This is a genomic window from Duganella radicis (assembly GCF_009720825.1).
Classification (GTDB): Bacteria; Pseudomonadota; Gammaproteobacteria; order Burkholderiales; family Burkholderiaceae_D; genus Rugamonas; species Rugamonas radicis.
Genome location: NZ_WNKY01000008.1, coordinates 74046 through 96217 on the forward strand (window position 1 = coordinate 74046; position 22172 = coordinate 96217).

The following is a 22172-nucleotide window of genomic DNA, read 5'->3' on the forward strand; positions in this document are numbered from 1 at the left end:
ATATGATCAAATAGCGCTAGCCCCGCGTTCGATTGACCTAGGCTTGCCCGGCCGGGCCGACATCCATGCCGTCGTAGGATTCGAGCTGGTGTTCCTCGGCGAACTTGTAGAATTCCTGGTTGCGGGCGTGCAGGGTGTCGACTGTGTGCTTTTCGACTTTTTCAATGTGCAGCCACCACAGCGCCGGGTTGCCGGCTTCCGGCTGGGAGTCGTAGATGCCGACGAACTGATAGCCCTTGGCCTGCAAGGCCGGCACCGCGCCCTCCAGCCTGGCCTTGTCGGCATCGGCGAAGAAGTACCCCCACAACAGCGGCTTGGTGATATCCCACGGCGCGTTTTGTTTCATGTCCGCAAACAGCGTGACCATTTCTTCTTTGGTAATCATGATGTATTCCTTGAGCGGCAATAGATGCGGACACCCAGTTGCTCAATCTGGGCTAGCAGTTCTGGATTGTCAATTTGATCTCGGATGAGCAGGTCGACCTTGTAGGGAAGGAGCAGTTCATCCAGCGCATGCTCTATTTTAAACAATAGCGACACGGTCAGGCCGGTACCATCCAGGCAGAGGTCGATATCCGAGCCGGGACGGAAATTGCCGCGAGCGCGGGAGCCGTGCAGGATGGCCTGCTCGACCTGCGGAAAGGTGCAGGTAGTCCTTCATCACGTTCCACGCCAGCTCGTGGGTGAATTCGAACGCTTTGATCATGCCTTGCTGCTCAAGCTCGTTCAACTGGTCTTTGTCGATGAATTTCCTTAGCTGTGCCAATGCCAGCCGATAGTTCGACAGTCGTTGCAGTCAACGGATATGGTGCTCGCCCATGATGGTGCTATTTTACCGCGTGGAAGGCGATGCTGACTTTCAGGCCGCTGCCGCTGGCGGCGTCGTCCAGGGTGATGGCGGCGTTGTGCAGGGTGGCGATGTCGCGCACGATGGCGAGGCCCAGGCCGTGGCCGCCCGGGTTGCGTTCCAGTGTGGCGGCGGCGCGGTAGAAGGGCGCGAACACCCGTTCGCGCTCCGCCGTGGCGATGCCGGGGCCGCTGTCTTCCACCTCCAGCAGCACGCTGTCGGCCGCTTCGCGCACGCGCAGGATGACGCTGCCGCCGGCCGGCGTGTAGCGCAGGGCGTTGTCGACCAGGTTGGCCAGCAACTCGTGCAGCAGCAGGGACTGGCCTTGCACCATGCCTTCCTGTTCGGCCTCCAGCGACAGGTCGATGTTCTTCGCCACCGCCGCCACCGCCAGTTCCAGCCCGACCTGGCGCGCCAGGCCGCGCAGGGAGACCGGCTCGCCGCTGTCGTCGCTGCGGTGTTCGATGCGCGCCAGTGTCAGCAGGCGGTTGGCCAGATTGACGGTGGAGTCGGTGGTGGCGACGATGCTGACGGCGATTTCGCGCAGCGCGGCCGGATCGGTGTCGGCCTTGCCGCACTCGCGCAGCGCCAGTTCGGCCTGGGTTTTCAGCACGGTCAGCGGCGTGCGCAGTTGGTGCGAGGCGTCGGCGATGAAGCGGCGCTGGCTGTTGATCAGCATGTGCATGCGCAGGCGCGAGCTGTTCAGGGCTGCCACCAGCGGACGCACTTCCTTGTGCACCAGCGTCGGGTCGACGTCGGAGGCGTCGTTCGGGCCGCGCGTTTCGACGGCGGTTTTCAGCTGCATCAGCGGCCGCAGCACCAGCCGCACCGCGAACCACACCAGCAACCCCACGGCCGCCAGCAACAGCGCTTGCCATACCAGGGTGTCGAACAGGATCTGGTTGGACAGCACGCGCCGCGCCTCCAGCGTTTCGCCCACCTGGATCAGCGCGATGCCGCGCATCGAATCGTCGTACACCGGTTGCAGCAGGGCGGCGATGCGCACCGGCTGGCCGTTGTAGTTGGCGTGGTAGAAGCGCACCAGCGCCGGATAGGCTTCCGAGCGCGGCACGTTGGCCGGTACCGGCGGCAGGTCGGCGTAGCCGGACACGGTTTCGCCGGCGATGCCGGTGACTTTGTAGTAGATGCGGCCCAGGGTGTCGGTCTCGAAACTGTCCAGCGCCACGTAGGGCACGTCGGCCACCACCTTGCCGTCGACCACCGAGACGCGTTCGGCCAGCGCGCGGGTGGAGGCCAGCAGCGAGCGGTCGTAGGCCGTGTCGGCGGCGTCCAGCGCGTTGTGGTAGACCGAGATGGTGTTCAGCGCCACCAGCACCAGCAGGGGCCCGAGCAGCCAGCGCAGCAGCTGTCCGCGCAGGCTGCCCAGCGTGGCGCCGGGGCCGAGACGGCGGGCGAGTGCGGGCAGCAGCGGCATGGCGGTCAGGCGCCGCCCGGCGTGGCGGGGGCGCCGACGGCGCTGCGCGGTTGCAGCAGGTAACCGATGCCGCGCAGCGTGGTGATGACGGCGGCGTCCGGGCCGGGGATGTCGAGCTTCTTGCGCACGCGGTGGATGTACAGGTCGATGGCGTCGATGCCGGCGTCGTCGCCCAGCGAGAACACTTCATCGAACAGTTTTTCCTTGGAGACGGCGCGGCCGCTGCGGGTGATCAGCGTTTCCAGCACCGCGTGCTCGCGCGGCGTCAGGGCCAGCGGATTGCCGGCGTAGCTGAACATGCGGGTCACGGTGTCGAAACTGAGCGCGCCGCAGTTGTGCACCAGCGCCTCGTTGCCTACGCTGCGGCGCAGCAATGCCTTGACGCGCGCCTCCAGCTCCGCTAGCTCGAACGGCTTGGCCAGATAATCGTCGGCGCCCAGATTCAGGCCCTGCACGCGGTCCTCCAGCCCGCCGCGCGCGGTCAGGATCAGCACCGGCGTCTTGGCGCGCGCGCCGCCGCGGGCGCGCAGGCGCTTGAGCACATCCAGCCCGTCCATGCGCGGCAAGGTCAGGTCGAGGATCACCAGCGCGTAATCCTGGGTGTGCAGCAGGGCGTCGGCATCGGCGCCGTTATCGGCGCATTCCACCGTCAGATGGGCGTCGCGCAGGGCCTTGGCCAGCCAGTGCTGCAATTCAGTGTGGTCTTCAACTAACAGTATGCGCATGAGGACTTGCCAGTTCGTTCAAATAAGTGCAGGGTAAGGACTGCATCATGGGCCGCCGGCCGCCAAAAAGGAAGAGCCGCCGGCGAATGTGGCGATCCGGCGACACTGAAAGGCAATTGAAAGATTGACGCTCCTATAGTGGCAGCACTGATTGAGAAATCAGGCACACATAAAACTATATCTGGAGACAACTCATGAAGAAATCCTCCCTGGCCCTCGCGGTCCTGGCATTGTTTGCGGCCGCCGGTGGCGCCCAGGCTCAATCCAACGTGCAGGTCTACGGCCTGCTGGACATGGGCATGGAAACCGCCAACAACCAGACCCCAACCGGCGGCAGCATGACCCGCGTGATCTCCGGCGGCATGAACACCTCGCGCTGGGGCCTGCGCGGCAGCGAAGACCTGGGCGGCGGCCTGAAAGCCGTCTTCAACCTGGAGGGCGGCATCCTGATGGACACCGGCGCCCAGGACGGCGCGCTGTTCAAGCGCCAGGCCACCGTCGGCCTGGAAGGCGCCTACGGCCGCGTGGTGGTCGGCCGCTCCTTCACCACCGTGTACGACACCGTGATCGCCTTCGATCCGATGGGCTTTGCGCCGTTCTACTCGTGGGCCACCTCCGGTCCGGCCACCGGCCCAAGCAAATACGGCTTCACCACCCAGTACGACAACATCATCAAGTACGCCGGCACCTTCGGCGACTGGAAGGTCGGCGCCAACTACGCCGCCGGCGAGCAGACCACCGGCACCCAGGACAGCGCCAAGACCGGTTTCAGCACCGTCTACAAATTTGGCGACGCCAACGTGATGGCGACCTGGGAGCGCAACAACGGCAACACTGTGGCCGCCACCGGCAACCGTGACAAGAACACCGTCTGGCACATCGGCGGCAACTACGAAACCGGTCCGTGGAAAATGTGGGCCGTGCTGCGCGACTACAAGCTGGTGGCCGGCAAGGCGCTGACCGCCGACGTCGACGCCACCACCACCTGGGCTGGCGTGGCCTACAAGACCGGCGCCACCACCCTGACCGGCGCGGTCTACCACGTCAACGTCAAGAACGTCGCCGCCGGCAAGGACGCCGATCCGACCATGTACGTGGCGCGCTACCGCTACGCGCTGTCCAAGCGCACCGACCTGCATGTGACGGCGGCCTACGCCAAGGCAAAGAACGGCCAGCTCACCGGCCTGTCGCGTGACGACGCCGGCTTTGGCACCAGCCAGCACGGCCTGACCATCGGCATGCAGCACCGCTACTGAGACTGGCGATGAAAGCCCTGCTGGCACTCATCTGCGCACTGCTGTTCGGTGCGGCGGCCCAGGCGGCGGGACTGGAGTGCATCGTGCCGTCCAAACCGGGCGGCGCGATGGACCTGACCTGCAAGCTGGCGCAGAAAGGTCTGGCAGGCTTGCACGATACGCCGAATCCGCCGCCGTCGGACATGCACATCAGCTATCTGCCGGGCGGGATCGGCGCGGTGGCGTGGCACTCGCTGGTGCAGCGCCGCCGCACCGAGCCGAATACGCTGGTGGCGTTTTCCGGCGGCTCGTTGCTGAATCTCGCGCAGGGCAAGTTCGGCAAGGTGAAATCGTCGGATGTGCGCTGGGTGGCGGCATTGGGCGCGGACTACGGCATGATCGCGGTGCGCGCCGATTCGCCTTACAAGACGCTGCGCGAGCTGGTGGTGACCTTGAAGTCGAATCCGGAAAAGGTGCTGATCGGCGTGTCCGGCACCATCGGCAGCCAGGACTGGCTGAAGATGGCGCTGCTGTCGCGCAGCGCCGGCATCGATCCGAAGGCGCTGCGTTTCGTCGCGCTGGAGGGCGGCGGCGAGGCTTTCACCGCCATGCACGCCAACTTTGTGCACGTGGTGTCAGGCGACGCCAGCGAAGCCACGCTGTACGCCGCCAGCGGCAACACCCGCGTGCTGGCGGTGCTGTCCGAGCAGCGCCTGCCCGGCGTGCTGGCCAATGTGCCGACCGCGCGCGAGCAGGGCTTCGATGTGGTGTGGCCCATCATCCGCGGTGTGTGGATGGGGCCCAACGTGTCGGATGCCGATTACCGGCAGTGGGTGTCGGCCTTCGACCGGGTGCTGGCCAGCCCGCAGTTTGCGCAGATGCGTGCCGCATCTGGTTTATATCCCTTCGGGCTGACCGGCGATGCGCTGGCGGCCTATGTCAAGAAAGCCGTGGACGACTACGGCAGGCGCGCCGCCGAACTGGGACTGGTGCGCTAAACAAAAACTTTTGGAGATTATGATGATTGTGAAGACCACTGTGGCCGCCGCATGCGCGTTTTTTGCCGGTTCCGTGCTGGCGCAGGTGCCGGCCGGCTATCCAGCCGACTACCAGAAGATCATCGACGCCGCGAAGAAAGAGGGCAAACTGGTGATCTACGGCGCCACCGACAGCAAGGCCACGCAGCCGCTGATCAAGGATTTCAGCGCCATGTACCCGGGCATCACGGTCGAGTACAACGACATGAATTCGACCGAGGTGTATAACCGCTTCATCTCCGAAGTGGCGGCCGGCGGCAACACCGCCGACGCCATGTGGTCCTCGGCCATGGACCTGCAAATGCGTCTGGCCTCGGATGGCTACGCGCTGCAATACAAGTCGGTGGAAGCGTCGAAGATCCCTGGCTGGGCGGTGTGGGACGACAAGGCTTACGGCACCACCTTCGAGCCGGCCGCCATCGTCTACAACAAGCGCCTGGTCGATGCCAAGGAAGTGCCGCAGACCCACGCCGACTTCGTGACGCTGATCCAGCAACCCAAGTTCAAGGACAAGGTCACCACCTACGATATCGAAAAATCCGGCGTCGGCTTCATGTTCATGACGCAGGATGCACGCGAGTATTCGAAGTTCCTGGAGCTGGAAAACGCCTTCGGCGTGTCCAAGGTGCGCGTGCAATCGTCGACCGGCACCATGATGGAGCGTATCTCCTCGGGCGAAAACCTGATCGGCTACAACGTGCTGGGCTCCTACGCGCTGGTGCGCGCCAAGACCGATCCGTCGATCGGCGTGGTGCTGCCGAAGGATTACACCCTGGTGATGTCGCGCGTGTTCTTCATCAACAAGGGCGCCAAGAACGTCAACGCCGCCAAGCTGTGGCTCGACTACATGCTGTCGCACCGCGGCCAGACCATCATCGCCAACGACTCCAAGCTGTTCGCCATCCGCGCCGACGTCACCGGCGAAACCACCTCGGCGGAGCTGATCAAGCAAATCGGCAACGACAAGATCAAGCCGGTGCCAGTCCATCCTATCCTGCTGCAATTCCTCGGACCGGCCAAGCGCATGGCCTTCCTCAAGCAGTGGAAAGAAACCGCAGGTAAAAAGTAAGAGGTACGCATCATGCAAACACTCGCTCACTCCAGCCGGCCAAGCCTGAACTGGCCGCGCGGCGTGGTGGTAACGCTGGCCGCCGGCGTTATCTTCCTGCCGCTGATCCTGATTTTTTATCAAAGCTTTTTGAACGCGCCGTTCTTCATGCCGGCCAAGGAGCTGGGCCTGGACGCCTACCGCTTCATCTTTGAAGATCCCGATTTCGCGGTGGCGTTCAAGAACGCGTTCTGGCTGGCCTCCGGGCTGGCGCTGATCGCGGTGCCGCTGGGCGGCATGCTGGCCTTCCTGATGATACGCACCGACCTGCCGGGCAAGGGCTTCATCGCGCCTTGCCTGCTGGTGCCGATCTTCGTGTCGCCGATGGTGATGGGCTTCGGCTACGTGGTGGCCATGGGGCCGGTGGGCTTCTACTCGCTGTGGGCCAAGGATCTGCTTGGCTTCATCCCGTGGAATATCTACTCCTTCACCAGCATCGTGGTGATCGCCGGCCTGACGCACGTGCCGCACGTCTACCTGTACGCTTCCTCGGCCCTGAAGAGCCTCGGCTCGGACGTGGAAGAGGCGGCGCGCGTCACCGGCGCCTCGCCGCTGCAAGTGATGTTCAACGTCTCGCTGCCGATGATTACCCCGGCGCTGGCCTATGCCGGCGTGCTGGTGTTCTTCCTCGGTTTTGAAGTCTTCGGCCTGGTGCTGGTGCTGGGCGATCCGGAAGGCCACATGGTGCTGGCCACCTATCTGTACAAGCTGACCAACAAGCTGGGCACGCCGTCGTATCACCTGATGGCCGCCGTTGCGGTCTGCCTGGTGATGGTGACCATGCCGCTGGTGATGGTGCAGCGCTGGCTGCTCAAGTCGTCCAACAAATTCGTCTCGATCAAGGGCAAGGGCGCGCGCACCAAGGCCATGCCGCTGGGCCGCTGGAAGTGGTTGGCGTTCGCGCTGATCTTCGGCTGGCTGATGTTCACCATCATCATGCCGATGTCGGGCATTGTGCTGCGCTCCTTCGTGCAGTACTGGGGCGAGGGCGTGAAGCTGGCCGACGTGCTGACCTTGCAGCACTTCCGCGAAATCATCGAACAACCGGCGCTGGTGCGCGGCATCTTCAACACGGTGCTGATCGGCGTGATCGGCGGCGCCTGCGCGGTGATCTGCTACTGCGCCATCGCGCTGGCCATGCACCGCAAGCCGGACATGATCACCCGCTTCCTCGACTACAGTGTGCTGGTGCCGCGCGCCGTGCCTGGCCTGCTGGCCGGCCTGTCCTTCCTGTGGGTGTTCCTGTTCGTGCCAAGCTGGCTGGATGGCGCCCTGAAAGGCATGGACAACGGCGTGGCGATCTGGCTGAGCGAGCATGCGATCCCGATGCTGCGTTCCCTGCGTTCCACCATCTTCGCCCTGTGGCTGGCGTATTCGGTGGTGTGGCTGGCCTACGGCATGCGCCTGATTTCGACCGCGCTGCTGCAAGTGGGGCCGGAGCTGGAAGAGGCGGCGCGCGCGGTTGGCGCCACCCGCGGCAAGGTGACGCGCGATGTCACGGTGCCACTCATCAAATATGGCCTGCTGGGCGCGTGGCTGATGGTGTTCCTGATCTTTGAACGTGAATATTCGACCGGCGTGTATCTGCTTTCGCCGGGCACGGAGGTGATCGGCGCGCTGCTGGTGTCGCTGTGGGCGACCGGCTCCACCGATCTGGTGGCGGCGCTTTCGTTCATCAACATTTCGCTGGTGGCCGTGGGCCTGGGCGTGGCACTGCGCTTCGGCGTCAAGCTGCATAACTGAGGTACATATTATGAAACGAGACATCATGACCAACGAACTGACTGTCAACGAGCTGCATCTGGACTACGGCAGCGGCGCCAGCGCCAACCCGATTCTCAAGGGCGTGTCCATGCACCTGCAAAAGGGCGAAGTGGTGGCGCTGCTGGGCCCTTCGGGCAGCGGCAAGACCACGCTGCTGCGCGCCGTGGCCGGGCTGGAAAGCCCGAAAGCCGGCACCATCGCCATCGGTGAGCGCAATGTGTTCGACGGCGCGAAAGGCTTCGAGATGCCGGCCGAGCAGCGCAACCTCGGGCTGGTGTTCCAGTCCTACGCCCTGTGGCCGCACAAGACGGTGTTCGACAACGTCGCCTATGGCCTCAAGCTGCGCAAGCTGGGCGCGGCCGACATCAAGGACAAGGTCAGCGACGTGCTGAAGAACCTGGGCCTGGGCCATCTGGCGGAACGCTTCCCGCACCAGCTGTCCGGCGGCCAGCAGCAGCGTGTGGCGATCGCGCGCGCGCTGGTCTACAACCCGCCGGTGATTTTGCTGGACGAGCCGCTGTCCAACCTCGACGCCAAGCTGCGCGAGGAGGCGCGCGCCTTCCTGCGCGAGCTGATTGTGCGCATGGGCCTTTCCGCGTTGATGGTCACGCACGACCAGGCCGAGGCGATGGCGATTTCGGACCGCATCCTGCTGCTCAATAACGGCAAGATCGAGCAGCAAGGCACGCCGCAAAGCATGTACGAAACGCCGGATACCTTGTTCACGGCCGAATTCATGGGCAGTAACAACCGCCTGCCGGCGCGCGTGGTCCAGCGCGACGGCAAGCAGGTGCAGCTGGAAGTCAATGGCACGCGTCTGCAAGCGACCGCGCGCGGCAACGGCGGCGGCGAGGCGGCCCTGATCCGCGTCGAGGAAGTCAAGGTCAGCGCCACGCAGGTGGACAACGCCATCGAGCTGCCGCTGCTGACCTGCATGTACCTGGGCGACCGCTTCGAGTGCCTGTTCAAGAGCGCCAACGGCGAGATCAGCCTGCGCGCCTATTCCAAATATCGCCTGGATTCCGGCCGCTACTGGCTGCAACTGCCGTCAGACAAGCTCTGGGTGTTTTGACTCCCATCCTCCTTCGCCCTTGAGACAAACGGCTCCGCAATCGTGCGGGGCCGTTTTTTTTATCGAAATCTGCCAAGAATTGTGATTTTCGGAGAGAATTCCCGCGGAATTCCTCACGATTCTGAATCTATATGTATAAAATAGTTGCTTTGTATCTATTTTTCCAATCCCAGCCCTTGACTGCTAGTCTATAATTTGCACAGCACGCCGGCCGGCGCTTTTCTGGATAAATTATTAACACATGCGCACTCAAGGCGTTCGTTTCTCTATTGCCAGGCACGCCCACTGGGCGCCTGGGTTGAGCACTCCCGAAGCATGGGCCGCTTGGGCGCAGGCGCCGCACGGCATCGCCGCAGGCGAGGAGCCGGGGGTAAAGGCCATGCCGGCCATGCTGCGCCGTCGTGCCGGCTTCCTCGGCAAGATGGCGCTGGAGGTGGCGTATGAATGTCTGGATGGCCGTGGCGATATTCCCACCGTGTTCTGTTCGCGCCATGGCGACGTGGCGCGCGCGGTGGAATTGCTGGCCGATCTGGCGCGTGGCGAAGCGCTGTCGCCGACCGCATTCGGCATGGCGGTGCACAACGCGATACCCGGCTTGTTCACCATTGCGCGCGGCGACCGCGCGAATCACATCGCGCTGGCGGCGGGGGCGGCCTCTATCGAGCACGCGGTGATTGAGGCATGCGGACTGCTGGCCGATGGCGCGCCGGCGGTGCTGCTGGTGGCCTGCGATTGTCCGCTGCCGGAATTGTTCGCGCCCTTCCGGGACTGCGAAGAACAGCCGTACGCGTGGGCATGGTTGATGACCGCCGCCGAAGGCGATGTGGTGTCGCTGGATTGGACCGCCAGCGATGAAGCACCGTCCGCCGGCATGTCGGGCGGCCTGCGGGTGGCGGCTTTCCAGCTGGGCGAGGCGCGCGCCATGGAGCGCTGCGATGGCCGCCTGCGCTGGCGCTGGCGGCGGGAGGGCTGACGTGATCGCGCGTCTGTCGCTTTATTGGCGGGTACTCGCCACCGGCCTGAGTTTCGCGGTGTTCGGCATCGGCGGCCTGCTGCTGCGCGTGCTGGTGTTCCCGCTGCTGAATGTTCTCATCTGGACGCCGGCGCTGCGCGTGACGGCGGCGCGTGCGGTGATACGCCATGCTTTCCGCGCTTATGTGGACCTGATGCGCGTGCTGGGGGTGCTGCGTTATGAGGTGCGCGGCCTGGGGAAGCTGGAACGAGGTGGCCTGCTGATACTGGCCAATCATCCGACGCTGATCGATACGGTGTTCCTGATGGCGTTTGTCAAGAATGCCGACTGCATTGTTAAAAGCGCGCTGTGGAACAACCCGTTCACGCGCGGGCCGGTGCGAGCCGCCGGCTACATCAGCAATGACAGCGGGGCGGGCCTGGTGGACGACTGCATCGCTTCTCTTGAACGGGGCAATAACCTGATCGTGTTCCCGGAAGGGACGCGCACGCCGGGCAACGGCGTCATCAGCATGAAGCGCGGCGCCGCCAATATTGCGGTGCGCGGCGCGCGCGATATGACGCCGGTGCTGATCCGCTGTGAGCCGGCGACGCTGGGCAAGGGAGGGAAGTGGTGGCGTGTGCCGCCTCGGCGCGTGCTGATACAGATAGACGTGCAGGATGACCTGGCGGTTGCAAGCTTCACTGACAATGGCGTCAGCGAAGTGATGGCGGCGCGCCGGCTGACTGAGTTTTTACAAAATTATTTTACCGTGAAGTGCCAAAGCCATGCTTGAACTGGAAGTGAAACAACTGATTATCGATGTTCTGCAACTGGAAGATATCACGCCGGAGGATATCGATAGCGCAGAGCCGCTGTTCGTCGAAGGTCTCGGCCTGGATTCGATCGATGCGCTGGAACTGGGTGTGGCCCTGCAAAAGCGGTACGGTATCTCCCTGTCGGCGGACTCGGAAGATACGCGCCGTCATTTCGCCTCGGTGCAGGCGCTGACGGCCATGATTGAAAGTCACAGAAAGAAGTAAATAAAAAAGAAGGGATAGCTAGAAATGATCGATTTGAATGAAATGAGCAGAGACCAGCTGCAAAACTGGTTGGTTGATCTGCTGGCGGAGATGTTCGAACTCGACAAGTCCGAACTGCGCGCCGACTCCAATCTGTACGCGGATCTGGATATCGACAGTATCGACGCGGTCGACCTGGCGGTGAAACTGAAACAGATGACCGGCAAGCGCCTGGCGCCGGAAGTGTTCAAGAGCATCCGCACTATCGGCGACGTCGTCGATGCGCTGGCCGGCATGACGGAGCAGGCGGCTTAAGCGCGATGCCGATGACAGTTTTAACGGTGCTGGTGACGCTGCTGTATCCATTGGCGATCTGGTTCGGTCACGGACAGGTGGAGCCGCGCTGGCTGGCCGGTTTGCTGCTGCTGGCGGCGGCCACGCGCTTGCCGGCGCTGAAGCTGAGCGGCGTCGCGCGCTGGTCTGTGGCCGGCGCGCTGGTGTTGGTCGGCTGCGCCATCTGGAGCAATCTGCTGCTGCCATTGAAACTGTATCCGGTGCTGGTGAATATGGCTTTGCTGGCCGGTTTCGGCTACAGCCTGACGACGCCGGTGTCCGCAGTCGAACGCATGGCGCGTCTGAGCGGGCAGGATTTTCCGCCGGTGGCGCAAGCCTATATGCGCAAGGTGACGCAGGTGTGGTGCGTTTTTTTCGTGCTGAATGGCGCGACCGCCTTTGGCACCGCGCTGTGGGCGTCGGAGGCCGTATGGTCGCTGTACACCGGGGTGGTGTCGTATGCCCTGATGGGTATCTTGTTTGGTGCGGAGTACCTGGTGCGTCTGCGGTTCAAGCGGCTGCATCATGTCTGACCGTATCGAACATTTATATTCGGCGCTGGTGGCGCGTCCGGCTGACGGTATCGTCGGCTGGCGCGGAGCGGAGCGTATCAGCAATTCCGCATTCCTGGCGCGCTTGCATGCATGGCATGGCCTGCTGATCGCGCAGGCCGGCCGCAACTTCGCGCTGTACATGGATGACAGCATTGAGTTCAGCGCGGCGTTGCTGGGCGCTTGGCATGCGGGCAAGACGGTCTGGCTGAGCGCCGATGCGTTGCCCGCGACCTGCGAATCCCTGAGGGCATCGGTGGATGGCTTCCTCGGCGAGTTTCCGGCCGCGATGTCGCCGATGCGGCCGCTGGCCGCGTTGCCGGTGTCATTGAGCGCGGGCCTCGCCACGGATCTGCATGGCGACATGCCGGCGCTGGTGGTGTTCACCTCCGGTAGCACCGGCGCGGCGCAGGCGATTCCCAAGAAACTGTCGCAACTGGCCAACGAGGTGGAAACGCTGGAACTGCTGTTTGGCGAGCGCGCACCCGCTGCGGCGGTGTGGGCGACGGTGTCGCATCAGCACATTTACGGTTTGCTGTTCAAGGTTCTGTGGCCGTTGGCGACGAGACGGGCGATGCACGCCCTGAGCGTGAGCTATCCCGAGGAACTGGCGCAGGCGCTGGCCGCCGCGCCTTGCGTGCTGGTGGCCAGCCCGGCGCATTTGAAGCGTCTGCCGGAGCATCTGGACTGGCGCGGCGCCGCCGCCATGCTGCGCGCGGTGTTCTCTTCCGGCGGCCCGCTGGCGCCGGATGCGGCGTTGACGGCGGGCGCGTTGCTGGGCAGTGTGCCGGTGGAGGTGTATGGCAGTTCGGAGACCGGTGGCGTCGCCTGGCGCCAGCGCGCGTCGCTTGAGGATAACGCATGGACGCCGTTCCCCACCGTCGACTGGCGTCTCGATGAGGAGGATGGCGCGTTGGAAGTGCGATCGCCGCATCTGGCGGATGACGGCTGGCTGGCGCTGGCCGACCGCGCGGAGCGCGTTGAGCACGAGGGCGCGCGGCGCTTCCTGCTGCTCGGCCGCCGCGACCGCATCGTTAAAATTGAAGAGAAACGCATCTCGCTGAGCGCCATGGAGGCGGCGTTGACCGCATCCGGCCTGGCGGCCGAAGCGCGCGTGCTGCCGTGCGAGCCGGAGGCGGGCGAACGCCAGCGCCTTGCCGCGTTTGTCGTTCCCACCGCGGCAGGCCGTGCGTTGCTGGACAGCGAAGGCAAGAACGCGCTGAACAAGCGCCTGCGCGCGGTGCTGGCGGCGGTGGTGGACGCCGTCGCATTGCCGCGCCGCTGGCGCTATCTGGAGCGGATGCCGGTCAATGCGCAAGGCAAAACCACCATGGCCGCCTTGCTGGCATTGCTGGAAGAAGAGCGCCCGCTGTTCCCGCGCATCACCGAACTGGAATGCGGCCACCAGCGCGTGGTGCTGGAACTGACCGCACCCGCGAACCTGCTGTACTTCGATGGTCATTTCGATGTCGCGCCGATACTGCCAGGCGTGGTGCAGCTCGACTGGGCAATTCATTTCGGCCGCCGGTACTTCAAGTTGCCGCCGATATTCAAAGGCATGCAGCAGCTGAAGTTCCAGCAAGTGGTGGCGCCCGAGACCCCGGTGCGGCTGGAGTTGACGCACGATCCGGTCAAGGACTACCTGCAATTCCGCTATGTGTCCGGCGCGGGCCAGCATGCCAGTGGCCGCATTCTGTTCGGAGGGGGCGATGTTTAAACCTGTCATCGTGGTCCCGGTCTACAACCACGAACACGCCATCGGCGCGGTGCTGGCTGGTCTGCTGCGCCATGGCGTGCCGTGCATGCTGGTGGACGATGGCAGCTCCGTGTCATGCGCAGCCGTGCTGGATGCCTTGGCGCGCGCACATCCGGCCGAGGTGGAACTGGTGCGCCTTCCATATAATCAGGGCAAAGGCGCGGCCGTGCTGGCGGGCTTCCGTCAGGCCGCGGTGCGCGGCTATACCCATGTGCTGCAAATCGACGCCGACGGCCAGCATGAGACGGCCGATGTGCCGAAGTTCCTGGCATTGGCGGAAGCGAATCCCGCCGCCATCATTTGCGGCTATCCGGTGTATGACGAGTCGGTGCCGAAAGCGCGCCTGTACGGCCGCTACGCTACGCACATCTGGGTGTGGATTAACACGCTGTCGCTGGAGATCCGCGATTCCATGTGCGGCTTCCGCGTTTATCCGGTGGCGCCGGTGAATACGCTGGCGGCGCGCCACGCCATCGGCGTTCGCATGAACTTCGACACCGACATCGTGGTGCGCCTGTTCTGGAACGGCCTGCGTGTCATCAACATTGGCACCAGCGTGTCCTACCCGAGCGACGGCGTGTCCCACTTCCGCGTATGGCGCGACAATGTGCTGATCTCGTGGATGCACACGGTACTGTTTTTCGGCATGCTGTCGCGTATCCCCAAACTGCTGGCGCGGAAATGGCAGGCCAAATGAGCGCACGCGGTCTGCACTGGGCCTCCATCAACGAAATCAGCTTCGTGGCCGGCATGCGCCTGCTGTTCCGCATCTACCGCGTTTTCGGCCGCTGGCCGTTCCGCGTGGTGCTGTATCCGGTGCTGGCGTGGTATGTGCTGACCAAGCCATTGCCGCGCCGCGCGTCGCGTGAATACCTGCGTCGCGTGTCGGCGCACACGGGCATGCGCCTGCCGGGCGTGATGCGCCACTTCGCCGCGTTCGGCGAGAGCATTCTGGACAAGATGATGCTGTGGGGCGGTTTGTTCAAGCTGGACCAGGTCGAGCTGCATGGCGGCGATTTGATCGCGGATGCGGTAGCGGCAGGCAAGGGCGGTCTGATGATCTGCGCCCACCTCGGCAATCTGGAACTGTGCCGTGTGCTGTCGCGCCAGCGCCGCGATATCAGGCTGACGGTGCTGGTGCATACCAAACACGCGCAGGCATTCAACGACATGCTGGGCAAGCTGAATCCGGCGAGCCAGCTGAATCTGATGCAAGTGACCGACATGTCGCCGGCCACCGCGATGCTGCTGTCCGAACGCGTGGCGCGCGGCGAGTTTGTCGTCATCGCCGGCGACCGCATTCCGGTCTCGCACAATCCGCGTGTGGCGATGGCGGACTTCATCGGCGCGCCGGCGGCATTCCCGGTCGGCCCGTATGTGCTGGCCAGTGTGCTGCAATGCCCGGTATTCCTGCTGTTCTCCATCCGCCGTGGCGACAAGTCGGAGGTGTACTTCGAGCGCTTCCGCGATGAAGTCCGCATTCCACGCCAGGGCCGCGATGCCGCGCTGAACGCGCTGGCCGCGGATTACGCGCAGCGCCTGCAACATTACACCTTGCGCGCGCCGCTCCAGTGGTTCAACTATTACGATTTCTGGCATTTACCTCAACTGGAAAAAACCGATGCACCTCGCTGACATCGCTCAACTCACGCCGCGCACCGTGCGCTTCGACCAGAATCGTTTGACGATCGAAGACATCGTCGATATCGCACACGGCCGTGCGAACGCCGCGCTGTCGGACGATCCGGCTTTCCGGGCCGCCATCCAGCGCGGCGCCGACTTCCTCGACCGGCTGCTGCGCGAGGATGGCACCATCTATGGCGTGACCACCGGCTATGGCGATTCCTGCACCGTGAACGTGCCGCTGGATCTGGTGCCGGACCTGCCGCATCATCTGTACACCTATCACGGCGTCGGCCTGGGCGAGTACTTCACGCCGGCGCAAACGCGCGCGATCCTGGCGTCGCGCCTGGCTTCGCTGAGCAAGGGCTACTCAGGGGTCAGCGTTGAGCTGCTGTTGCAGATCACGCGCCTGCTGGACGCCGGCCTGCTGCCGCTGATTCCATCCGAAGGTTCGGTGGGCGCCAGTGGCGACCTGACGCCGCTGTCGTATCTGGCGGCCGTGCTGTGCGGCGAGCGCGAAGTGTGGCGCGATGGCGCGCAGGTGCCTGCGGCGCAAGCCTTGCGGGAAGCTGGAATCGCGCCGCTGCGCCTGCGTCCGAAAGAAGGCCTGGCCATCATGAACGGCACCGCTGTCATGACGGCGCTGGCTTGCCTGGCCTACGCCCGCGCCGAATATCTGACGAAGCTGAGCACCCGCATCACCGCCATGGCTTCATTTGCGATGGACGGCAATGCACATCACTTCGACGAAGTGCTGTTCGCGGCCAAGCCGCACGGCGGCATGCAGCAGGTGGCGGCATGGCTGCGCGGCGATCTGCCGACCAGCCAGTGGGAGCGCAACGGCAAGCGCCTGCAAGACCGCTATTCGATTCGCTGTGCACCGCACGTCATCGGCGTGCTGGCCGATGCCATGCCGATGTTCCGCACCATGATCGAGAATGAGCTGAATAGTGCGAACGATAATCCTTTGATCGACGCGGACAATGAGCGCGTGCTGCACGGTGGTCACTTCTATGGCGGCCACATCGCCTTCGCCATGGATGGCATGAAGAACGCGGTCGCCAATCTGGCCGACCTGCTGGACCGCCAGATGGCGCTGCTGGTCGACAGCCGCTACAACCACGGCCTGCCCGCCAATCTGTCCGGCGCCAAAGGCGAGCGCGCGCCGATCAACCACGGCCTCAAGGCCCTGCAGATCAGCGCCTCGGCATGGACGGCGGAAGCGTTGAAAGCCACCATGCCGGCCTCCGTGTTCTCGCGCTCCACCGAGTGCCACAACCAGGACAAGGTCAGCATGGGCACCATCGCCGCGCGTGACTGCCTGCGCGTGCTGGATCTGACCGAGCAAGTGGTGGCGGCCTTGCTGATCACCGTGCGTCAGGGCGTGTGGCTGCGCCGGCAGGTCAGCCCGGAACTGCAAGCGCACGCCGCGTTGGCGGCAATGCAGGATGCGCTGGCGGCCGATATCAAGCCGGTGGAAGAAGACCGCCGCCTGGAGCCGGATCTGCGCCTGATGCTGGAGCGTATCCGCGCGCAAGCCTGGGATCTGTATGCGTAAGAAGAAAGAAAGCCGCTGGTTCGCGGAAGTCGAGATGCAGGTGCAGTTCTTCGACCTGGACCCGATGGAGATCGTCTGGCACGGCCGCTACGTCAAGTATCTGGAAGTGGTGCGCTGCGCGTTGCTCGACAAGATCGGCTACAACTACCCGCAGATGAAGGAATCCGGCTATGTCTGGCCGGTGATCGACATGCAGCTGCGTTATGTCGGCTCGGCCACGTTCGGCCAGAAACTGCGGCTGCGCGCCGATATCGTCGAGTGGGAAAATCGTTTGAAGATCGATTACCTCATCACCGATGCGGACACCGGCAAGCGCCTGAACCGCGCCTCCACCACCATGGTGGCTGTCGATATCGCCACCAGGGAGATGTGCTACGTCTCGCCGCCGGTGCTGTTTGAAAAACTGGGGATCACGCCTGATGAACAAGCTTAAAACCATCGCCGCCGCCGCGCTGCTGGCCAGTACCGCCTGCGTGCAGGCGGCCATTCCATCCGCTAAAATCCAGGCCATGCTGGCCAAGCCCGCCGTCATGTGCGGCCGCTTCGACCAGACCAAGCAACTGGTCGGCATGAAGAAGCCGCTCGCTTCGGAGGGCCGCTTCTGCGTCATCGCCGGCAAGGGCGTGTTGTGGCGCACCCTCAAGCCTTTCCCCAGCACGCTGCGCCTGACGCGCGACGAGATCGTCAACTATCAGGGGGACCGCGTTGCCATGCGTCTGGATGCGAAGACGGAACCGACCGTTCGCATGATTAACAATGTGCTGTTTTCCTTGCTGTCCGGTGATCTGGGCCAGCTGGATGCGCTGTTTGAAGGCGATGGCAATGTGGATGCCACCAGTTGGAACGTGGCGTTGAAGCCGCGTCAGGCGGCATTGGAAAAAGCCATCGGCACCATCAAGCTGGAAGGCGGCGCCTATGTGAAGTCCATCGTCATGAACGAGGGCGGTGGCGACCGCACCACCATCGTCTTCTCGGAAATCAAAACCGGTGAAGCGGCGATGAGCAAGGAAGAGGCGGCGCTGTTTTGATCCGTACCCGACAACTCGCGCTGTTGTGGGTGCTGGCGGTCGGCCTGCTGCTGGGGCATAACGCCTGGCTGTGGGCCGTCAAGCGTATCGTGCCCGATACCGACATCATGGCGCTGCTGCCGGTGCAGGAGCGCGATCCGGTGCTGCAAGCGTCGTTCAATCATATGGTCGATGCGGCGCAGCAGCGGGTAGTGGTGCTGATTGGCGCGGCGGAGTGGGAGGATGCGAAACGCGCCGCCGACGCGTATGGCGCCGCGCTGGCGGCGCGCAAGGATATGCTGGATGTCACGCCAGTCAACGAGCAGACGCAGAGCGACTGGCTGTCGCTGTTCCAGCGGCACCGGCTTGCATTGCTGACGGCGCAACAGGAGCTGCAACTGCGCGAGCAGCCATCGCAGTTCTGGCTGGAGGCGGCGCTGGCCAGGCTGTATGCGCCGTTTGGCGGACCTAAGCTCGGCTCGTGGCAAGAGGACCCGTTTGGCCTGTTCGCGGACTGGGTGCAGGAGCGTGCAAGAGAGACGCCTGTGCGTCCGCGCGATGGCCATTTGTTTGTCGCAGACGCGCGGCGCCAGTATGTGCTGTTGCCACTGACACTGAAAGTGCCCGCGCTGTCGATGACGGCGCAGGAGACCGTGCTACCCTTGTTGAAACAGGCGGCGGATGCGGCACGCAAGGCGGCGCCGCAAGCCGAAGTGATACAGGCTGGCGTGATCCTGCATGCGGCCAATGCCAGCGCACAGGCCAGTGGCGAAGTGTCGACCATCGGCATCGGTTCGCTGCTGGGCATCATTCTGTTGATGTGGCTCGCCTTTCATTCGTTTAAGCCGATTTCACTGATCCTGCTGTCGATCGGCATTGGCTGCCTGGGCGCGCTGTCGGTGTGCTGGCTGCTGTTTGGCCGCATTCATTTGATGACGCTGGTGTTTGGCGCGAGCCTGATCGGTGTGGCTCAGGATTACGGCATCTACTTCCTGTGCAACCGCCTTGCGGCGGACGAACAGCTCGATTCGCCGGCATTGCTCAAGCGCCTGTTGCCGGGCCTGGGGCTGACGTTGCTGGCCGCGGTGATAGGTTATACGGGCCTTGCGCTGACGCCGTTCCCTGGCTTGCGCCAGATGGCGGTGTTCTCGGCATTGGGCCTGGTGTTCGCATGGCTAACGGTGGTGTGCTGGTTCCCGGCGCTGATTGGCGGCCGCTCGCTGCAGAGCGGCGGTCTGGTACGCATTTATGGCGCGGCCTTGCGGCGCTGGCCGCAGCCGCGGCTGACCCGCGTGACACTGGTTGTAGCCGCGGGGTTTGTGTTGGTGGCTGGCTACGGCATCGCACGTCTTGGCGCCAATGACGATATTCGTCTGCTGCAAAATCCGCCCAGGCATCTGATCGACGATCAGCTCAAACTGAGCAAGCTGCTGGATGCGCCGACGCCGGTGCAGTATTTTTTGGTGCGCGGCGCGTCGGCGGAACAGGTGCTGCAACGCGAGGAACTGCTGAAGGCGCGGCTGGATCAATTTGTCACGGCCAGGCGCATCACCGGCTATCAGGCGATATCGAACTGGGCGCCATCGGAGCGCACACAGGCTGCGCACCGCGCGCTGGTGGAAGAAAAGTTGCTGGCGGATGGCGGACCGCTGCACGCCATCGCCGCCCAGATCGGCGAGGATGCCGCATGGATCGCGGCCACCCGTGCCGGCCTGCTGGCAGCGGCGGCGCCGCTGCCGCTGGACGCCTTCCTGCAATCGCCGGCCAGCGAGCCGTGGCGCCATTTGTGGCTGGGAGGGAGCAACGGCGTGTACGCCAGCATTGTGGCGCTGCGTGGCCTGAGCAATGCCGCCGCGCCGGAAGTTTCGCTGGCGGCGGAAAAGCTGGAAGGCGTGCAATGGGTGGATAAGGTGGCTGAGATCTCTTCGGTGCTGGGTCGCTATCGTCAGGATATGAGCTGGGTGGTGCTGGGGGCCTATGCGGTGGTGTTCGCGCTGTTGTTCCACCGCTATCGCGGCCGTACCTGGCGCGTGCTGGCGCCGACCGCTTTGGCGAGCGTGGTGACGCTCGCGCTGTTCGGCTACGCCGGCCAGAACCTGCAACTGTTCCATGTGCTGGCGCTGATGCTGCTCCTCGGCGTCGGCGTCGATTACGGTATCTTCATGCAGGAACATCCGGATCGCCGTGATCATACGCCCTGGCTGGCGGTCGGCATGTCGGCGGCGAATACGATTTTGTCCTTTGGCTTGCTGGGGTTGAGCTCCACACCGGCATTGCGGGCGTTCGGCCTGACGATGCTGATGGGGACCGCGCTGGTCTGGCTGTTTGTTCCGTGTTTTGGTTCTATCAAAGAAAGTGCGCATGACTGAGACAATCAAGAGTGAGAACGTGGAAATCCTGATCGTGGGCGCCGGACCGGCAGGCTCGGTCGCCGCCGCCTTGCTGCGCCAGCAGGGCAGGCGGGTGCTGGTGATCGAGCGTGAGCAGTTCCCACGCTTCTCCATCGGTGAAAGCCTGCTGCCGCAAAGCATGGCCTATCTCGAACAGGCGGGCATGCTGCAAGCGGTGGTGGAAGCGGGCTTCCAGTTCAAGAACGGCGCGGCTTTCATGCGCGACGGCTGCTATACGGATTTCGATTTCCGCGACAAGCATACGCCAGGCTGGGGCACGACCTATCAGGTGCAGCGCGCCGACTTCGATCATGTGCTGGCCAAAGAGGCGGAGCGCTTTGGCGCCGAGATCCGCTACCGCCACGAAGTGCTGGATATCGCGCTGGGCGCGGCCGCGGAGGGCGGCGCGCGCGTGACGGTCAAGGCGCCGGATGGCGCGGTGTATCAGGTTGACGCGGGCTTCATCCTGGATGCCAGCGGTTTTGGCCGCATCCTGCCTCGTTTGCTGAAACTGGAGACCCCGTCCAACTTCCCGGTGCGCGGCGCCATCTTCACGCACGTCGAAGACGGCATCCGCGACAAGGGCTTTGACCGCAACAAGATCCGCGTGACCGTGCATCCCCGGCATTGCAATGTGTGGTTCTGGACGATCCCATTTGCCGGCGGCCGCTGCTCGCAGGGCGTGGTGGCGGAGACGGATTTCCTCGACCAGTACCAGGGCACGCCAACCGAGCGCCTGCAAGCGATCATCGCCGAAGAGCCATCGCTGCGTGAGCTGCTGTCAAACGCACAGTGGGATACCCCCGCGCGCCAGATCGTCGGCTATTCGGCCAACGTGGCGCGCCTGTGGGGCGAGGGTTACGCGTTGCTGGGCAACGCGGGCGAATTCCTCGACCCGGTGTTCTCGTCCGGCGTGACCATCGCTTTCAAGTCGGCCAGCCTGGCGGTGGCCGCGCTGGAGCGCCAGTTGAATGGCGAGACGGTGGACTGGCAGGCCGACTACGGCGTGCCGCTGCGCCGTGGCGTCGATACTTTCCGCGCCTTTGTCGAATCATGGTACGCGGGGGGCTTCCAGAAGATCATCTTCCACCAGGATAAACAGCCGGATGTGCGCCGCATGATCTCCGCCATCCTGGCCGGTTATGCGTGGGACCAGACCAATCCGCTGGTGAAGGAAACACCGCGCAGGCTGGCGGCGCTGGAGGCTTTATGCACGCCCGCCTGATCGCCGCCGCTGCCGCCGTGGTGCTGGCCGGCTGCGCTTCCGCGCCGAAGACGCCAGAGGCGCGCCTGGGCCTGAAGCTGGCGCCGGCGGCGCTGGGTAGCTCCATCAGCGTGCAGCAGCATCTGAAGGTGGAGCGCGCCGGCCGCACAGATGACCTGGACGTGGCTTTGCAGGTGGAGCCGGATGCCGTCGACGTGGTCGGCCTGGCATTTGGCCAGCGCGTTCTGACTTTGCATTACGATGGCAAGGAGCTGACTTCGTGGCGCCATGTGATGCTGCCTTCGCAGGTGCGGGCGGAGGATGTGCTGGAAGATATCCAGCTGACGCTGTGGCCAGCGGACGCCGTGGCGGCGGCGCTGCCGCCGGAGTGGCAGGTGGCGGAGCAGGGCAGGGTAAGGACGCTGACGTTGGCCGGTGAACCTGTCATGCGCATAGTCTACAGCGGTGAGCCGCGCTGGAGCGGCACGGTGGTCTTGGATAACTTGCGATATCACTATAAGCTGACGATACAGTTCGCGGCGACGGAATGAGG

At 64.0% G+C, this 22172-nt stretch carries 23 protein-coding genes and 1 pseudogene; 19 read left to right on the forward strand and 5 right to left on the reverse strand.

Going from position 1 to position 22172, the window contains the following annotated elements; translation table 11 throughout:
- Window positions 1–37 precede the first annotated feature (37 nt).
- From GM676_RS10005 to GM676_RS10020, 5 genes and pseudogenes are all read right to left on the reverse strand, one after another.
- Window positions 38–385: a ribonuclease E inhibitor RraB gene (locus GM676_RS10005; RefSeq protein ID WP_155463393.1), complete on the reverse strand. Its 348-nt coding sequence runs from the start codon at window positions 383–385 to the stop codon at window positions 38–40.
- Window positions 382–627, reverse strand: a pseudogene (locus GM676_RS31550) (nucleotidyltransferase domain-containing protein); the annotation flags it as partial. The gene GM676_RS10005 and the pseudogene GM676_RS31550, both read right to left, overlap by 4 nt.
- Window positions 524–796, reverse strand: coding sequence for a nucleotidyltransferase substrate binding protein (locus GM676_RS32930; RefSeq protein ID WP_371866187.1), 273 nt, complete (start codon window positions 794–796; stop codon window positions 524–526). The pseudogene GM676_RS31550 and the gene GM676_RS32930, both read right to left, overlap by 104 nt.
- A gap of 31 nt (window positions 797–827) precedes the next feature.
- Window positions 828–2282 carry a sensor histidine kinase gene (locus GM676_RS10015; protein ID WP_155463394.1) on the reverse strand — a complete coding sequence of 485 codons (1455 nt, stop codon included), beginning with the start codon at window positions 2280–2282 and terminating at the stop codon, window positions 828–830.
- 5 nt (window positions 2283–2287) lie between these two features.
- Entirely contained in the window at window positions 2288–3007 is a 720-nt protein-coding gene (locus GM676_RS10020) for a response regulator (protein ID WP_155463395.1), read from the reverse strand.
- 194 nt (window positions 3008–3201) lie between these two features.
- Between GM676_RS10020 and GM676_RS10025 the strand changes: the two genes are divergently transcribed.
- From GM676_RS10025 to GM676_RS10115, 19 genes are all read left to right on the forward strand, one after another.
- Window positions 3202–4263 (forward strand): porin, encoded by a 1062-nt coding sequence (locus tag GM676_RS10025; RefSeq protein WP_155463396.1) that lies wholly within the window; start codon window positions 3202–3204, stop codon window positions 4261–4263.
- An 8-nt stretch (window positions 4264–4271) separates the two neighbouring features.
- On the forward strand, window positions 4272–5240 hold the full coding sequence (locus GM676_RS10030; RefSeq protein ID WP_155463397.1) for a tripartite tricarboxylate transporter substrate binding protein: 969 nt from the start codon (window positions 4272–4274) through the stop codon (window positions 5238–5240).
- Between the two features lie 22 nt (window positions 5241–5262).
- Window positions 5263–6348, forward strand: coding sequence for an ABC transporter substrate-binding protein (locus GM676_RS10035; RefSeq protein ID WP_155463398.1), 1086 nt, complete (start codon window positions 5263–5265; stop codon window positions 6346–6348).
- Window positions 6349–6360: 12 nt separating this feature from the next.
- Complete coding sequence (locus GM676_RS10040) at window positions 6361–8130, forward strand: ABC transporter permease (RefSeq protein ID WP_155463399.1); 1770 nt, start codon at window positions 6361–6363, stop codon at window positions 8128–8130.
- A gap of 25 nt (window positions 8131–8155) precedes the next feature.
- Window positions 8156–9223: an ABC transporter ATP-binding protein gene (locus GM676_RS10045; RefSeq protein ID WP_155463400.1), complete on the forward strand. Its 1068-nt coding sequence runs from the start codon at window positions 8156–8158 to the stop codon at window positions 9221–9223.
- Between the two features lie 298 nt (window positions 9224–9521).
- Entirely contained in the window at window positions 9522–10196 is a 675-nt protein-coding gene (locus GM676_RS10050) for a beta-ketoacyl synthase chain length factor (protein WP_371866180.1), read from the forward strand.
- Window positions 10159–10971, forward strand: a complete 813-nt coding sequence (locus GM676_RS10055; RefSeq protein WP_155463402.1) for a lysophospholipid acyltransferase family protein — start codon at window positions 10159–10161, stop codon at window positions 10969–10971. Before GM676_RS10050 ends, GM676_RS10055 begins: the two co-directional genes overlap by 38 nt.
- On the forward strand, window positions 10964–11218 hold the full coding sequence (locus tag GM676_RS10060) for a phosphopantetheine-binding protein (RefSeq protein WP_155463403.1): 255 nt from the start codon (window positions 10964–10966) through the stop codon (window positions 11216–11218). Before GM676_RS10055 ends, GM676_RS10060 begins: the two co-directional genes overlap by 8 nt.
- Window positions 11219–11242: 24 nt before the next feature.
- A complete protein-coding gene (locus tag GM676_RS10065; RefSeq protein ID WP_229262616.1) occupies window positions 11243–11512 on the forward strand; it encodes an acyl carrier protein in 270 nt (89 codons plus the stop codon).
- Between the two features lie 5 nt (window positions 11513–11517).
- Window positions 11518–12063: a COG4648 family protein gene (locus GM676_RS10070; RefSeq protein ID WP_155463404.1), complete on the forward strand. Its 546-nt coding sequence runs from the start codon at window positions 11518–11520 to the stop codon at window positions 12061–12063.
- Window positions 12056–13798: an ApeI family dehydratase gene (locus tag GM676_RS10075; protein WP_155463405.1), complete on the forward strand. Its 1743-nt coding sequence runs from the start codon at window positions 12056–12058 to the stop codon at window positions 13796–13798. Before GM676_RS10070 ends, GM676_RS10075 begins: the two co-directional genes overlap by 8 nt.
- On the forward strand, window positions 13791–14534 hold the full coding sequence (locus GM676_RS10080; protein ID WP_211923204.1) for a glycosyltransferase family 2 protein: 744 nt from the start codon (window positions 13791–13793) through the stop codon (window positions 14532–14534). The genes GM676_RS10075 and GM676_RS10080 overlap by 8 nt, the downstream gene beginning before the upstream one ends.
- Window positions 14531–15472 carry a lysophospholipid acyltransferase family protein gene (locus GM676_RS10085; protein WP_155463407.1) on the forward strand — a complete coding sequence of 314 codons (942 nt, stop codon included), beginning with the start codon at window positions 14531–14533 and terminating at the stop codon, window positions 15470–15472. The genes GM676_RS10080 and GM676_RS10085 overlap by 4 nt, the downstream gene beginning before the upstream one ends.
- Window positions 15459–17018, forward strand: coding sequence for an HAL/PAL/TAL family ammonia-lyase (locus GM676_RS10090; protein ID WP_155463408.1), 1560 nt, complete (start codon window positions 15459–15461; stop codon window positions 17016–17018). The genes GM676_RS10085 and GM676_RS10090 overlap by 14 nt, the downstream gene beginning before the upstream one ends.
- Window positions 17011–17451: an acyl-CoA thioesterase gene (locus tag GM676_RS10095; protein WP_155463409.1), complete on the forward strand. Its 441-nt coding sequence runs from the start codon at window positions 17011–17013 to the stop codon at window positions 17449–17451. Before GM676_RS10090 ends, GM676_RS10095 begins: the two co-directional genes overlap by 8 nt.
- Window positions 17438–18046: an outer membrane lipoprotein carrier protein LolA gene (locus GM676_RS10100; RefSeq protein WP_155463410.1), complete on the forward strand. Its 609-nt coding sequence runs from the start codon at window positions 17438–17440 to the stop codon at window positions 18044–18046. The genes GM676_RS10095 and GM676_RS10100 overlap by 14 nt, the downstream gene beginning before the upstream one ends.
- The gene (locus GM676_RS10105; protein ID WP_155463411.1) at window positions 18043–20394 is read left to right on the forward strand and encodes an MMPL family transporter; all 2352 of its coding nucleotides are present in this window, start codon (window positions 18043–18045) and stop codon (window positions 20392–20394) included. Before GM676_RS10100 ends, GM676_RS10105 begins: the two co-directional genes overlap by 4 nt.
- Complete coding sequence (locus tag GM676_RS10110; RefSeq protein ID WP_155463412.1) at window positions 20387–21640, forward strand: NAD(P)/FAD-dependent oxidoreductase; 1254 nt, start codon at window positions 20387–20389, stop codon at window positions 21638–21640. The genes GM676_RS10105 and GM676_RS10110 overlap by 8 nt, the downstream gene beginning before the upstream one ends.
- Window positions 21625–22170 carry a DUF3261 domain-containing protein gene (locus GM676_RS10115; protein ID WP_155463413.1) on the forward strand — a complete coding sequence of 182 codons (546 nt, stop codon included), beginning with the start codon at window positions 21625–21627 and terminating at the stop codon, window positions 22168–22170. Before GM676_RS10110 ends, GM676_RS10115 begins: the two co-directional genes overlap by 16 nt.
- The last annotated feature ends 2 nt before the right edge of the window (window positions 22171–22172 follow it).